The organism is Calothrix sp. NIES-2098 (assembly GCF_963875125.1).
GTDB lineage: Bacteria > Cyanobacteriota > Cyanobacteriia > Cyanobacteriales > Nostocaceae > Aulosira.
On the sequence record NZ_CAWNKJ010000001.1, the window covers coordinates 3353603 to 3367755 of the forward strand.

Consider the following 14153-nt stretch of genomic DNA (forward strand, 5'->3'; position numbering starts at 1 on the left):
CCATGACCGTTGAAGTTTTGGACGATCGCCCCGAACCAATCAATAGCGCTAAACGCGCTTATCAAGCTTCCTTAAAGCTGGGGATCGCAAAGGGAGTAGACCGCAGTCGTGCTGTATTAGCGATGGCACGAGCAATAGAACACTCATTTGATGACATTCTAGAGGCTAACACTTTAGATCTAGAAGCCAGTCGAGAAATGGCAGTGCCAGAGTTAATTTTAGATTGGCTGAAATTAACTCCCAGCAGGCTAGAAACGACAGTGGAAACCCTACAACGTTTGGGGGAATTATCAGATCCGCTGCGACGGGTGAGAAACGCTGAGTATCAACAAGATGATTCTCAAAGTTACTCCCAGCTAATGCCCTTAGGAGTCATTGCCTTTATTTATGAAGCCTTTCCCGATTTAGGGGCGATCGCCGCGGGTTTATGTATCAAAACTGGTAATAGTATCATTCTTAAAGGCAGTACAGAGGCGAGTCATTCTAACGAGGCGATCGCGAATGTACTACAAAATGCTATTACTGAAGTTGGTCTACCACCAGGCTGTTTAGAACTGATTACCACAGAACATGGTGCATCGATTCGCGATTTAGTCATCCAAGACCAGTACGTAAATTTAGTCATTCCCTACGGACGTTCCACCTTAGTACAGCAAGTAATGCGGCAAGCAACTTGCCCAGTATTAAAATCAGCGATGGGCAACTGTTACCTTTATTGGTCGCTCAATAGCAGCTTGGAAATGGTACGGTGGATGATTATCGATAGCCATGAAAGCGAACCAGACCCAGTCAACGCCATCGAAAAAGTATTAATCCACCGCCAAGCCTTACCATCATCCTTGGCAGTGCTGTGGAATAGTTTAAAGGACAAAGGCTTTGAGATTAAAGGCGATGCAGAATTAGTAGAAGCCTTTCCCCAATTACAACTGGCTAAAGATGGAGAATGGGGAAGTGCCTATTTAACTAAGACAGTAGCTTTTAAACTAGTTGATAGCTTAGAAGCTGCGATCGCTTGGATTAATCAATATAGTAGCGGTCATGCTGACTGCATTGTCACCGAATCCTATCAAGAAAGTCGCCAGTTTGCCTTGGGGGTAAATAGCGCTTCTACCTACATCAATGCATCCCCGCGTTTTTCTCGCAACCCCTCACGCGGAGACTCGATATTCTTAGGAATGTCTAATCAAAAAGGTCATCGTCGGGGATTTATTAGCCTAGAAACTCTGACGACTGTTAAGCATATCGTCCAAGGAAATGGGCGATTTTAGGAGTAGGGGCGTGGTTTACCCACCCTTAACGGCATTAATCAAGCATAAAAAAAGGGAGACAGTCTTACCATGTCCCCCATTAAGGCATAAAGATATCTAGAATTTTACATTCTGTTAGTTTTTCACTAAAACTACATCCTGATACTCTTCATGCCGCTTATTTCCTAGATATTTCAGCCAGCTAAAATTAGAAACAAGTGCTTCTCTAAAAGTTGGACAAACATTATACTTTACCCCGTACTCCTCACACAACTCTGCCAATATCGGAGCGATTTTTGGATAATGAATGTGGCAGATATGGGGAAATAAATGGTGAATAACTTGATAGTTAAGTCCACCTAAATACCAATTTAAGAACTGATTTTTAGGAGCAAAATCAACAGTTGTTCTGACTTGAAAAATTGCCCATTCATCATCAATTTGTTCTGGTTCTCCATGTGGTTGGATAAACTCTGCTGTTTCCATAACATGAGCCAGCATGAAAACTATGCAAATCAGCACTCCATAAGTCATGTAAGTTATCAGAAATCCGACAATAACTTGAATAGGTGTGTATCCTAGAGCAAGTGGTATTCCGATGAACAGTCCCAACCAGATCAGTTTACCTCCAAAAAGGATCGTCATATCTAGAGGTTTGGGTGTAGGGATTGAATGCGAATGATACTTGCGTTTGAAAAGAATCAGATAGATGTCAGCAATCGACCAGTAAATTGGGATGACGGTATAGATAAATAAAATAAAAATGTGTTGAAATGAGTGATACCATTTATGTTCCATATAAGGAGACATCCGCACTAAGCCATCACCATGTATTTCCACATCATGGCCTAATATATTTGTAAAAGTATGATGCAAAAAATTATGGCGATATCTCCACAAATAACTAGATACCCCAATTAAGTCATAGGTCACGCCCAAGACATTATTGACCCATTTCTTACTAGAATAACCCCCATGATTAGCGTCATGTCCTACACTAAAACCAACAGCAGCAATACCAAAACCTAGAACAAAACAGCCAATCACTTTTAGCCATATTTGCGGTGGCCCGAAGAGAGTAAATGTCCAAGCAGAAATTACCCAAGTTGCAATAATCAGTGTTTTTAAGTACATTGCTGGGTTATCTCTAGTAGCAATATTTTCGGACTTAAAATAAGCATCAACTCGTTTATTTAGTTCTTTCCTAAAACCGAAATTTTTAGTAAAAGTTACTCTCGTTAGCTGTGGTTGTGTCATAGAAATTCCTCACCTAAATAAATTGTGAATTGATTGACAGAAAATGCGTAGCCTGAGGCTGTGTTGCCAAAATTAACAACCTGTAATCCAGCTTGAGAGTCGCGCTTAGAAAGAGAGAATAGTAAAAATAATTTTTACTGTTTATTCTTAGTACTCATTCATAAGAGACTTGCATAGTTGCCAACAAGCAGGCTAGCATTAGTTAGCCAAAATGTAAAAAAAGCTAAGGAAGATTTTACTGAAGGTAAACGTAAAATCTCTTAAGCTACGCTTATGGGTGAATTCATAAAATGTAGTTTTTTTATGAATTTTGGTGAAAATTTACTGTTGAATGTATGGTAAATCTTTACCTGAGTATCTGGCAAAAATTGTGATTTACATTAGCCAGAAAAACCTAGAAGCGTAATAATTAGCGAATGCATAGATCGTTCAAATAATTAGGATGCCACAAAAAAGTGACTTTCCTAAATCAGGCTGAAGATATTCAGATACGATCGCCCTTTTTATATTCTGAAGAGTAAAAGGTAGCGCTGTAAAAGCTTGAGATGATGTTTGAAAAAAGGGATAGTTGAGATTGATAATTGTGGATGGCACTGGATTCAGTCTTTATGTATAAATCGGACTTTGGTTGAGGTAAGGAAATATTACCTCTGCATTGCATAGCTTGAGATATCTGCCGCTTCTCACTAACCCGTAAAAGAATATAAACTGGCAATTTACTGACTAATTTTTATAGAGTTAAATTGCCAGATATTGAGCTAACTAGCAGGCTTAAAAAACAAGAATTAATGACTCTTCTTGTTATTTTCCTGCATAATAGTCGTCAAAAGTTTTGTAGCCAACATCAGTTACATACAGTTGACATTGGTCTGTAATTTGTTTCATTAACGCCCAAGAAAACTTACTTTCATCATGCAGATAATCTCCCCAGTTGTCTTTGATGCTGCTGTAAGCTAGCCGCAGATTATAAGAAGGAATCGCAGTCGAAAGATGATGAGGTACGTGAACGTTGATATCGTGGCAAAGGAATTCTACCCAGCGTGGATAATCACAATGAATAGTTCCCGATAGTTGCGCTAAAGCCTCGTTCCACTTGTTAGCTGCTACGAAAGGTACATCGGAAGCGGTATGGTGAACAATCGTAAAAGTACTCATCCAAAAATGGTAGACCAACCAGGGTAAAAGCCAAAATTTGACAAATCCCCAGATACCAGTTGTGGCGATAAGCAAAGGGAAGGCAACAGCTGCAAACAGAACTACTACAGCCACAGAAAGCTTAACACTCGATTGGTCTTTAGTTTTGAAATTACGCCAATCAAAATGTACAACTGCCCAATGTCCAATAGAACCTACCCACCAGAGGCGGTTACGCATGAAGCCTTCAAACACAGATTGCCGGAACGGGCCCCAACTTTCAAATACTTCTGTCCGGATGGGATGCCAAGCGTTGTCCTCATCGAGCTTGTTTGTATGCTTATGGTGATAATTATGCTTAATACGCCAACTGTGAAATGGGTAAATTAAAGGCATCATTAATAAATGCCCAACTAAATCGTTTACCCAACGACGGTTAGCAAACGAACGATGACCACAATCATGAGCGAGAACAAAAAAACCTGTTAAAGCAGTGCCTGTAAAAATCCAAGCAAAAGGTAAGAGGAACCAAGGAGAAATGGCAATGCTGAAGTAGCCCAAAGCTACCATTACAACAGCAATCAGCACATTTGTCCAAGCTTTACGCCTATCTTTCTTAAAGCACTCCTTTGGCAAGCTTTTAATGATATGTTTCAGCTTCAGGTCGGAATTACCAGGATTATAAGCTTGTTTCTGATCTTTGATTATTGATGTAGTCATGAAAACCTAAAAAACAACACAATTCATCACCGACGCAGCACAACGTGGTTTGCCGCAAAGTTTCTTAACATTAGCGTCTCGGATTATAGCAACCTAATCCACTCTTTTTTTGGAGTTAATTCTTTTTTTGGATTTTAAGGAATGGAGATGATAGTTGCTAAAAAAACTTCCTAGCCAATTAAATGTCTAAAGTCAAGCATCCATTGTCAAGATGTGACTGACCATTTAAAGACTTGCTTATGATTTTTTATCTGCCAGCTTCACATTTGTAGCGAGACCAAGGGCTTGCAGCAATTGAATAGTCATCCAAGTCATGTCAATTTCCCACCATTCCAAGCCGTGACGAGCTGAGTATTGATAAGCGTGGTGGTTATTGTGCCAGCCTTCACCAAATACTAGTAAGGCTACCCACCAGCAGTTTGTAGAGCGATCGCCAGATTCATGACTACGATAACCGAATTTATGGGTGGCGCTATTGACTAACCAAGTACAGTGGTAAACCCAAACAATGCGGACAAAAATCCCCCAAACAACCATCGGCCAACCGCCTAAAGCCAGTAGCAATAAACCCAGAGCCACTTGGACGAGAATAAAATATTTTTGCAAAAACTGATAAACTGGGTCATCGGCAATGTCTTTAGTGAAGCGAGGAACTTCTGCGTGAGCAGGTGCGTGATAAATCAGCCAACCCATGTGACTCCACCAAAAACCCTTATTAGAATCATGGGGATCTTGTTCGGTATCCGAGTGCAAATGATGGATACGGTGCGTACCTACCCACTCAATTGGCCCGCCTTGACAGGCGAGAGTTCCAAATAACACTAATACATATTCCAACCACTTGGGAGTTTGAAAACTGCGATGGGTAACAAGACGGTGAAATCCCAAAGTAATTCCTAAACCACCAGTGATCCAGTAGAGCAATAAACCGACACCAACTGCACTCCAGCTAAAGTTACTAGGAACCAAGGCAAACAAAGCTCCGATGTGCAATGCAGCGAAAAATAGGGTGTTAACCCAGTTAATTTGAAGTTTGGTTGAGGTAGCAATTGTCATGGGAAACCTGAATAGGAATGGTCAAGCCTAGTCTGCGCGATTTAAAAATCCGCATTTTAAATTTTTTTTGTGAACGAGGAACCAATGAACAGCTTGGAACAGCTGCGGCAAGCAGAACAGGCACTGTTAGAGATTTTTTCTGGAATTGACGCTCAGGTCAAGCAAAATCTTCAAAAAGTGCTGAATGCCTTTCGCGATCGACGTGTAGGCGCACACCACTTTGCAGGTGTAAGTGGCTACGGTCACGACGATTTAGGACGAGAAACTTTAGATAAAGTATTTGCCCAGGTAATGGGTGCCGAAGCGGCGGCGGTGCGGGTACAGTTTGTTTCCGGGACTCACGCGATCGCTTGTGCGTTATTTGGGGTGCTGCGTCCTGGAGATGAAATCTTAGCAGTGGTCGGTTCTCCCTACGATACGCTCGAAGAAGTGATTGGTTTACGGGGTCAGGGCCAAGGCTCCCTTATTGAGTTTGGCATAAATTACCGCCAATTAGACTTAACCTCGGAAGGAACTATAGATTGGCAAGCCTTAAGTACTAGTGTGGCAGATAACACCCGTTTAGTCTTAATTCAACGTTCCTGTGGCTATTCTTGGCGTCCTAGTCTATCCATTGCTGACATCGAAAAAATTGTCCACTTAGTCAAACAGCAAAATCCCAACACAGTTTGCTTTGTAGACAACTGCTATGGCGAATTTATCGAAACAAAAGAACCCACAGATGTGGGTGCTGATTTAATGGCAGGTTCATTGATTAAAAATCCTGGTGGCACGATTGTCACTGCTGGCGGGTATGTCGCCGGTCGTGCTGACTTAGTGGAAGCAGCTGCCTGTCGCCTCACTGCCCCTGGTATTGGTAGTTATGGTGGTGCTACTTTTGACCAAAATCGCCTGCTATTCCAAGGCTTATTTCTCGCCCCACAAATGGTAGGAGAGGCGATGAAAGGCACTCACCTAACCGGTTATGTGTTTGACAAGCTTGGTTATCCAGTAAATCCAGCCCCATTTGCTCCCCGGCGAGATGTGATTCAGGCAATTAAACTCAGTTCTGCCCAAAAGCTGATTGCCTTCTGTAAAGCCGTACAACAAAATTCTCCCATTGGTTCCTACCTCGACCCCATCCCCGATGAAATGCCGGGGTATGAGAGCCAGGTAGTCATGGCTGGGGGGACATTTATTGAGGGCAGTACCTTGGAATTCTCAGCAGATGGGCCTTTGCGCGAGCCGTATGTGGTTTATTGCCAAGGAGGGACGCATTGGACGCATATTGCGATCGCTTTAGAAGCGGCAATAGAAGCAGTAGGAGAGGCTTAAGAAGATTTTGTAGTATACATAACACTTGTTCTATTTTATACTTTTAGAATTTAAATCTAAGTAATTTCCCTTCTTAGATCTCAACAAAATTTTCAATAATAACCGTGTTGGTTCTGAAGCCAAGAGCGATCTTTGTGTGGAATTTTAGAGGTATACAAACTAATACCAGTTGAATTAATGGTGGTGAAATATAAACTGTGCTTAAAGGTTGGAAAAACCCTTAATTTACAGATTCATTTGTCCCATTATTTTTTAAAATTGGTATAACTATTTGCCGATACAAGGCATTAAGAAAAAAATGGCAAATGACCCTCATCAAAATCAAACAGAAGATTCGCCTTGGAATCCTTTTATTCCAACTCAAAGAGACATAAAAAGAAGCGAGGAATTAGCAGAAAAAAACCCTGTAGTTGCTGGTGTATTGACATTTTTTTTTGCACCTGCTGCCATGATTTATCTTAACAGAGGAGTAAATAATCTCAAGATTATTGGATATGTATTTGCCATTTGTTTTATGCTAGGTCTAGTTTCATACAATAAAAATGATAAAGAACTCGAAGCAATGGGTAACGTAGTTGGTTTGTGCGGTCAAATCGCTTTAATTACTGAGAACATCAAAGCGGTTACTCTAGCCCGTAAGCGTTTAGGTTATAAGCAATCTCAATAATAACAAACTAGGAAATAATGCCATTAACAGGTAATTACAAACAAGTTTTCACCGATTAAGTTGATAAGTTTGACACTAGAAAAAAAGCCTGCGTTTGCAGGCTTAAATAAGATTTCACGCAAACATGAAACACTACTCTGGTAACTTATACTGCCCAACGATCCGCTTGGCATACTCCGGCACATGCGCCTCCAACTTCTCTGGATGATTCCGCTTCACATAGAGGTAATTCCTTGTAAAGTGTGAATCAATCGAAAACCGCGCATATTCCAAACCTTTCGGGCCAATTTTCTCAATTACTACACCCATCAACTTTGCAGCCCACATTGGTAAGGTAACGGCTTTATCGTAAGCAGGAATACTTTGTTGTACAGCTTCTTTACGATTTCCTTGGGACATAACAGGTTGGGTGTCTAACTGATCTTTCACCAAGTCCAGCATTTCTTTGCCTGTATCATTTCTGACTACAATCCATTGCCAGCCGAAGGGTGCGCCCATGTAGCCTACAACTAAATCGGCTAGGGAGTTGACGTAATCAAAGCAACTCATGCAGGAAGGAGCAAAGACATCTTTGAGTTTATTTGTCTTCAAGCCAAAGAATGGCACAGTCTCTAATGAGCCATCTTCATGTTTGAAGTGAACTCGGAAGTCTTGCATGAATTCGTAATGCACGACTGTTTCAGGCGATCGGCTGGTGGTTTCTAAGAACTTTTGCAGTCCAGCACGGGTAACGTTATCTACGCAAGGCGTACCTAAGACATATAATTTTTCTAACCCAAGCTGCTTTTCTACGGCTCTTAATGCCTGAATTTGGCAACCGACTCCAATTACTAACAGCCGCTTCATCCCGGATTTTTCTATCTGCTCTAAAACAGAGAGATTGGGCGATAGTGTTGGTTTATTTACTCTGGCTGCCAGTATTTCCTCTGGAGTACGGGCAATAATAGGCATGGGTTGAAAGCGGTCTTCTTTGGTGTTTTGCACGCAGACAACACCTTCAACTATGCCACGATTCAACATTTCAATCGCAATACTGCTGACAATACCCGTCCACTGTGCACCTTCGATGGGCTGCTGTTTCCGCGCCGCCATCATGTCTTGATGAACACCAAAGTAGAGTTCATCGGGATGATCGAGATTGCGGGAGCGAGTGTGAGCTTGTTCTTCGAGTTCGCCTATCTGCTGATTAATGAAGGCGCAGGCTTCTTTGACGTAGTGAATGTAGTATGTATCGCACAGTCCGCACTCGCTACAAAGTTCTTTCGCAGGGCGGCGGCTAGTGGGTTTTAAGGCTCTGGCTTTTTTGTGAGGAGAAACCGAAGTCATAATAAATTGTTTGTTTTATCCAGGCATAGCTTTTACTACAATACCGTCACACGCTATGAACTTTACGATAGAAATTGAATAAGAAGAAGATGGACGCTTTTTGACAGAAGTGATTCATATTCTTGGAGTTCTCGCTTATATGCAGAATAGGGAAGAAGCAGTTGCTAGAGTCTAAGCTTTAACCTTGCGTGTGTTGGCAGATAAGCTGGAACATAGGGAATTAACGCCACCACTAGTAAGCGTGTCTTTTGCAACTGTAGAGTAAATAGTCTATAGCAATCCTAAATTTTATCTATGATATTGATTTTTTAAACGAACCACGAATTCCACAAGGGTCGCAAAGAGAAAAAAACGAATATTTCACTAATTACTTTGGATGATTATATATTCTTCGGTAATTACTATTGACGTTGTATAAACTGATTTTTACATTGAAGTGGGTTACTCAGTAATTTATCAACAATAAATAATATGCAACGTATATTTCAAAGTACCAAAAAGCTCATGTATTTTTGCTTAATGATGCTACTTATGTTTACTAGTGCTGCCACAATTCTACCCAATTCTGCTTGGGCAGCAGTAACCGCAGAAAGTCAGTCCAGCTTGGTAGAAGTGGTTGTAGGATTTTTAGGTATTATTGTAGGATTTTTGTTGGGTATTTTTTCTCAACAATAAGGCTAATCAAATATGGGTAATAATTTGGATGGGTTAAGTAGTAATACCAACCCATCCTCATTTATCTAATTTGACTTCTTGATAAGGATAAACCAATAACATATTTCAAACTGTTGTTTCAATAAAAAAATCAAGGTTGCACTTTAAACAAAATTTAAGAAAATGTCAGGATATTTCCTTGATTCTCACGAGGCTACCAAAAGCTGATGTTGCTTATGTTTGAAGTAATCTCTGCTTGGCAGTTATATTTATAAAGGATGAAGCCAAATGCAGCACATATTTCAAAGTGCTAAAAGACTAATTTCCGTAACCCTAGTTACACTATTTCTAATTACCAGTTCTCTCCTGAGTTTCCCGGCACCAGCTAGGGCAGCAGGAGATATTGTGATTATGAAGTGTGAATCAAACTGCGGCAATCTACCAGCATTTACTGCGGGGGTAGCTTCAGGGGCTTTAGTCACATTGATCGCTACTGGAAAAGCAGCAACTCTAGGAGGCGTTGTAGCTACTGTAGGACAAGTAGCTACAACGATCGCAGCACCAGTAGTAGGAGGGGCAGCAGTTTCACTTGTAGCTCCAGTAGCTCTAACAGCAGCTGTTGGATATCTTGGATATCAAGCCTGGGAAGCTTATCATCATAGTCATGCACAATCTTCAGGTTAATTTAATTTCTTTATTCTGTCAGCGTAATACACATCATGCTCATTAAGTAGTGTTTTCTGCCCTCCAGTTCAGCTCTTGGGGGGCTTTGCTTTTATAACAACAATTTATTGTATGAACTCAAGTCTAGTGGCCATACAAAAATTCACTATACAAACGCGATCGCACTCCTCTACAGTCTTCCTCTGCTTCTTTGCATGAACCTCAAGCCAACTTTTTTAAGTTTTGTTATTGTTTCAATAATCACTTTAACTTCGCTGAATATTGGATATTTTGGGTTTAATAGCACAAATATAAAAACTTATTGTTTCTCTCTTTGGCATACTTTGTATTTTAACTACTTACTTTCAAAAGCTCCCTGCTTAATGGTAAATAGGTTACAATATACAATCCTTAAGAAGTATTGACTTCTTAAATTTTTTAACTATTTATGTTGCAACTTCTGAAAAAACGTTATAAATTATTAAGTTATAGGGGAATGAATTTCATTTTGTTTGTAGCCTCAAAAACTCAATCCTACTTAATAGAGATACTGTAACTAGTTAAATTTTAAGGAAACCTTAAACAGTGCTAGCAATATATTTTTGGTAGGGAAAGCAAACATTCCATATATAAAAGTGGATTGACGCTCAATCTAAAAATATATTTTGCTGAAGTGCTTTAAAAGTAATATTATTGCTTAAGGTGAAAAAAATAAATTTTATTTTTCACCAATATGCTCATTGCTTAAAAGCAAAATAACTGTCAATTAAGCTGCAAAAAACGGCAGTTACAGACATCTTTTTTAGACTTAATTATTCCCAAATTCTATTTGCTATTCAAAAAATCGTCTTTGTTATGATCCGAATAGCAGCATAAATCAAAACGCATCTACCACACATTTACAATCCTAATGGAGTTATTTTGGCGATGCAGATAAACGAATTGGTAATAGCTGAAAATATAGAAGAACAAGCCTGGACAGCACTAGAAAAGTCGATTCTCTATTATCAAGGTCGTCCTGTGGGGACTTTAGCCGCATACGATCCGTCTGTAGAGGCGCTGAATTACGACCAATGCTTTATCCGAGATTTTGTGTCGTCGGCTTTAATTTTTCTGCTCAAGGGTAAAACAGAAATTGTTCGCAATTTCTTAGAAGAAACATTAAAGTTACAGCCTAAAGAAAGAGCATTAGATGCATATAAACCGGGAAGAGGTTTAATTCCAGCTAGCTTCAAAGTTGTATCTCTCAATGGCGAGGAATATTTAGAAGCTGATTTTGGCGAACACGCGATCGCGCGAGTTACGCCTGTGGATTCTTGTCTCTGGTGGATTATTTTGTTGCGTGCTTATGTAATTGCTACAAAAGATTGTTCCTTAGCATATAGACCTGAATTTCAAAACGGTATCAAGTTGATTATGGAGATCTGCTTGGCGAATCGTTTTGATATGTACCCAACGCTATTAGTTCCAGATGGCGCTTGTATGATTGACCGCCGTTTGGGTATATATGGTCATCCGCTAGAAATTCAAGTTTTATTTTATACGGCTCTGCGTGCTGCTCGTGAGTTGCTAATTTGTCAAGGTAATCAAGATATTTTCGCCGCAATTGATAACCGCTTACCTCTTTTATGCGCTCATATTCGTCAGCATTATTGGATAGATATTAATCGCCTGAATGCAATTTATCGCTTCAAGAGTGAAGAGTATGGCAAAGGAGCAGTCAATTTATTCAATATATATGTAGACTCTCTACCCTATTACGAATTAGATAAATGGTTGCCGAGAAAAGGAGGTTATTTAGCTGGAAATGTTGGCCCTTCACAACTAGATACGCGCTTCTTTTCCCTTGGTAATTTGATGGCGATCGTTTCTGACCTTGCAACTGAAGAACAGTCGCAAGCGATTATGACTCTCATTGAAGAACGCTGGGAAGATTTGGTGGGAGATATGCCAATGAAAATCTGTTTCCCAGCTTTGGAAGATGAAGAGTATAGAATTGTCACTGGATGCGATCCGAAAAATATTCCTTGGTCTTATCATAATGCTGGCAGCTGGCCTGTTTTGATGTGGATGTTGGCAGCTGCGGCTGTGAAAACTAAAAAGACAGGTTTGGTGAGAAAGGCGATTGAACTTGCCCAAACACGTCTGAGCGAAGATGAATGGCCGGAGTACTATGATGGCAAAAAAGGACGATTGATTGGCAAACAAGCGAGAAAATATCAAACTTGGTCAATTGCTGGGTTCTTATTAGCAAAAGAACTGTTAGCTAACCCCAGTTATTTACGATTGGTGAGTTTTGATGAATTATCCCCAGAAGCAGTTTCTAGAGCTTGTGAGTTTGAAATTAGCAGTATAGATCCATACACATCTAGATAGTAGCAATGAATTTATTGCTACTAAAATAGGTTGATTGTTCGGGATAAACAATATTTTAAAAGCCCCTTTGTAGCTATAGGGGCTTTTATTTTTTCTGCATTCCTGTCTATGATAATAATTTAAAGTAGATGTCATAAATAAATGAACTAATTTAAAAAATTAGGCTATCCTGAAAGAATAGACAATGAAATATAGTGCTAGAGAGTGTGTGGTAAAAGCTCAGTAACTATATCTCTTTGTTACAAAGAATATTACATAAATCAAGAAAAACAAACGTATCATATCCTGCCGAAATTCAAGAAATTGGGAGTATTTCTCGCAATGGCAAGAGAGGAATTAGTATTATTTGATGACATAGATAACCAGGCATGGGAACTACTAGAAAAGTCCATTGTTTACTATCAAGGTCGCCCCATAGGTACAATCGCTGCTGGTGAGCAATTAGAAATAGCATTGAATTATGACCAATGCTTTATCAGAGATTTCGTACCCTCAGCCTTACTTTTTCTGATTAAAGGTAGGTATGATATTGTGCGTAATTTTCTCGAAGAAACGTTAAAATTACAGCCTACTGAAAATCTCTTAAATGCTTATACACCTGGTCGGGGATTGATACCAGCAAGCTTTAAAGTTATCTCAGCCGATGGACAAGAATATTTAGAAGCGGATTTTGGCGAACACACGATCGCCAGAGTTACGCCAGTAGATTCTTGTTTATGGTGGGTGATTCTTTTATATGCCTATGTCAAAGCTACTAAAGATATAAATTTCGCCTTGCAACCAGAGTTTCAGCAGGGAATCATGTTAATAATGGAACTTTGCTTGGCGACTCGATTTGATATGTACCCAACCCTATTGGTTCCAGACGGTGCTTGTATGATTCAACGTCGTTTGGGTATTTATGGGTATCCTTTAGAAATTCAATCTCTGTTTTATGCAGCCTTGCGTGCGGCGCGGAAACTGCTAATTTGTGCAGGCGATGAAGAAATTGTTATCGGTATAGATAATCGCTTACCTCTTTTACGAGATCATATTCGCAATCATTATTGGATAGATAGACATCGCTTAAATGTAATTTATCGCTTTAAGGGTGAAGAATATGGTCAAACAGCAGTTAATCAGTTCAATATATATGCAGATTCAATTGGCTATGCTAAGTTGGCTCTTTGGTTGCCAAAACTTGGCGGTTATTTAGCAGGTAATGTAGGGCCATCGCAACTAGATACTCGCTTCTTCTCTTTAGGAAATTTGATGGCGATTCTTTGTTCTTTAGCTAGCGATCGCCAATCACAAGCGATTATGAATATTATCGAAGAACAATGGGACGATTTAGTCGGAGAAATGCCGATGAAAATCTGTTTTCCGGCTGTAGAAAAAGAAGAGTATAGAATTTTTACAGGTTGCGATCCGAAAAATAGACCTTGGTCTCACCATAATGGTGGCAGTTGGCCTGTTTTATTATGGTTGCTAAGTGCGGCTGCGCAAAAAACAGGTAGAACAAGTCTTGCTCACAATGCTATTGAAATAGCTCAATCCCGCCTCAGCGAAGATGAATGGCCGGAATGTTATGATGGGACAAGAGGATTGTTAATTGGTAAACAAGCTAGAAGATATCAAACTTGGACAATTAGCGGATTTTTATTGGCAAAAGAATTGCTGCGCAATCCCGATTATTTAGAATTAATTAGTTTTGCAGAATTTGATTTAGATAATGCTGCCCACGTGTGCGATTTGTAACT

General features: G+C 39.9%; 11 protein-coding genes. 7 read left to right on the forward strand and 4 right to left on the reverse strand.

Annotated elements, in window-relative coordinates:
- Positions 1–2: 2 nt before the first annotated feature.
- Complete coding sequence (locus AACU33_RS14020; protein ID WP_096589278.1) at positions 3–1268, forward strand: glutamate-5-semialdehyde dehydrogenase; 1266 nt, start codon at positions 3–5, stop codon at positions 1266–1268.
- A gap of 114 nt (positions 1269–1382) precedes the next feature.
- On the opposite strand, the gene AACU33_RS14025 is transcribed toward AACU33_RS14020, so the two are convergent.
- The 3 genes from AACU33_RS14025 to AACU33_RS14035 form a co-directional block, all read right to left on the reverse strand.
- The gene (locus AACU33_RS14025; protein ID WP_096589279.1) at positions 1383–2504 is read right to left on the reverse strand and encodes a fatty acid desaturase family protein; all 1122 of its coding nucleotides are present in this window, start codon (positions 2502–2504) and stop codon (positions 1383–1385) included.
- 801 nt (positions 2505–3305) lie between these two features.
- Positions 3306–4358, reverse strand: coding sequence for a fatty acid desaturase (locus tag AACU33_RS14030; RefSeq protein ID WP_096589280.1), 1053 nt, complete (start codon positions 4356–4358; stop codon positions 3306–3308).
- A gap of 237 nt (positions 4359–4595) precedes the next feature.
- Positions 4596–5414 (reverse strand): acyl-CoA desaturase, encoded by an 819-nt coding sequence (locus AACU33_RS14035; RefSeq protein ID WP_096589281.1) that lies wholly within the window; start codon positions 5412–5414, stop codon positions 4596–4598.
- A gap of 84 nt (positions 5415–5498) precedes the next feature.
- On the opposite strand from AACU33_RS14035, the gene AACU33_RS14040 reads away from it, so the two are divergent.
- Together AACU33_RS14040 and AACU33_RS14045 are read left to right on the forward strand one after the other, a co-directional pair.
- Positions 5499–6728, forward strand: coding sequence for a methionine gamma-lyase family protein (locus AACU33_RS14040; protein WP_096589282.1), 1230 nt, complete (start codon positions 5499–5501; stop codon positions 6726–6728).
- A gap of 271 nt (positions 6729–6999) precedes the next feature.
- Positions 7000–7395, forward strand: a complete 396-nt coding sequence (locus AACU33_RS14045) for a hypothetical protein (protein ID WP_339375997.1) — start codon at positions 7000–7002, stop codon at positions 7393–7395.
- Positions 7396–7527: 132 nt separating this feature from the next.
- Here the strand turns inward: AACU33_RS14045 and AACU33_RS14050 are convergent, their stop codons facing one another.
- Positions 7528–8721, reverse strand: a complete 1194-nt coding sequence (locus AACU33_RS14050) for a Coenzyme F420 hydrogenase/dehydrogenase, beta subunit C-terminal domain (protein WP_096589284.1) — start codon at positions 8719–8721, stop codon at positions 7528–7530.
- Between the two features lie 471 nt (positions 8722–9192).
- Between AACU33_RS14050 and AACU33_RS14055 the strand changes: the two genes are divergently transcribed.
- From AACU33_RS14055 to AACU33_RS14070, 4 genes are all read left to right on the forward strand, one after another.
- Positions 9193–9396, forward strand: coding sequence for a hypothetical protein (locus AACU33_RS14055; protein WP_096589285.1), 204 nt, complete (start codon positions 9193–9195; stop codon positions 9394–9396).
- Positions 9397–9663: 267 nt separating this feature from the next.
- Positions 9664–10059 (forward strand): hypothetical protein, encoded by a 396-nt coding sequence (locus tag AACU33_RS14060; protein ID WP_339375998.1) that lies wholly within the window; start codon positions 9664–9666, stop codon positions 10057–10059.
- A 906-nt stretch (positions 10060–10965) separates the two neighbouring features.
- A complete protein-coding gene (locus tag AACU33_RS14065; protein WP_096589287.1) occupies positions 10966–12414 on the forward strand; it encodes a glycoside hydrolase 100 family protein in 1449 nt (482 codons plus the stop codon).
- A gap of 321 nt (positions 12415–12735) precedes the next feature.
- Positions 12736–14151 carry a glycoside hydrolase 100 family protein gene (locus AACU33_RS14070; RefSeq protein ID WP_096589288.1) on the forward strand — a complete coding sequence of 472 codons (1416 nt, stop codon included), beginning with the start codon at positions 12736–12738 and terminating at the stop codon, positions 14149–14151.
- Positions 14152–14153: the final 2 nt, after the last annotated feature.

What these genes read in the sequence shown, in the direction of transcription:
- AACU33_RS14020 (WP_096589278.1), top strand. Translation starts at nt 3, where the DNA reads ATGACCGTTGAAGTTTTGGACGATCGCCCCGAACCAATCAATAGCGCT.
- AACU33_RS14025 (WP_096589279.1), bottom strand. Translation starts at nt 2,504, where the DNA reads ATGACACAACCACAGCTAACGAGAGTAACTTTTACTAAAAATTTCGGT.
- AACU33_RS14030 (WP_096589280.1), bottom strand. Translation starts at nt 4,358, where the DNA reads ATGACTACATCAATAATCAAAGATCAGAAACAAGCTTATAATCCTGGT.
- AACU33_RS14035 (WP_096589281.1), bottom strand. Translation starts at nt 5,414, where the DNA reads ATGACAATTGCTACCTCAACCAAACTTCAAATTAACTGGGTTAACACC.
- AACU33_RS14040 (WP_096589282.1), top strand. Translation starts at nt 5,499, where the DNA reads ATGAACAGCTTGGAACAGCTGCGGCAAGCAGAACAGGCACTGTTAGAG.
- AACU33_RS14050 (WP_096589284.1), bottom strand. Translation starts at nt 8,721, where the DNA reads ATGACTTCGGTTTCTCCTCACAAAAAAGCCAGAGCCTTAAAACCCACT.
- AACU33_RS14055 (WP_096589285.1), top strand. Translation starts at nt 9,193, where the DNA reads ATGCAACGTATATTTCAAAGTACCAAAAAGCTCATGTATTTTTGCTTA.
- AACU33_RS14060 (WP_339375998.1), top strand. Translation starts at nt 9,664, where the DNA reads ATGCAGCACATATTTCAAAGTGCTAAAAGACTAATTTCCGTAACCCTA.
- AACU33_RS14065 (WP_096589287.1), top strand. Translation starts at nt 10,966, where the DNA reads ATGCAGATAAACGAATTGGTAATAGCTGAAAATATAGAAGAACAAGCC.
- AACU33_RS14070 (WP_096589288.1), top strand. Translation starts at nt 12,736, where the DNA reads ATGGCAAGAGAGGAATTAGTATTATTTGATGACATAGATAACCAGGCA.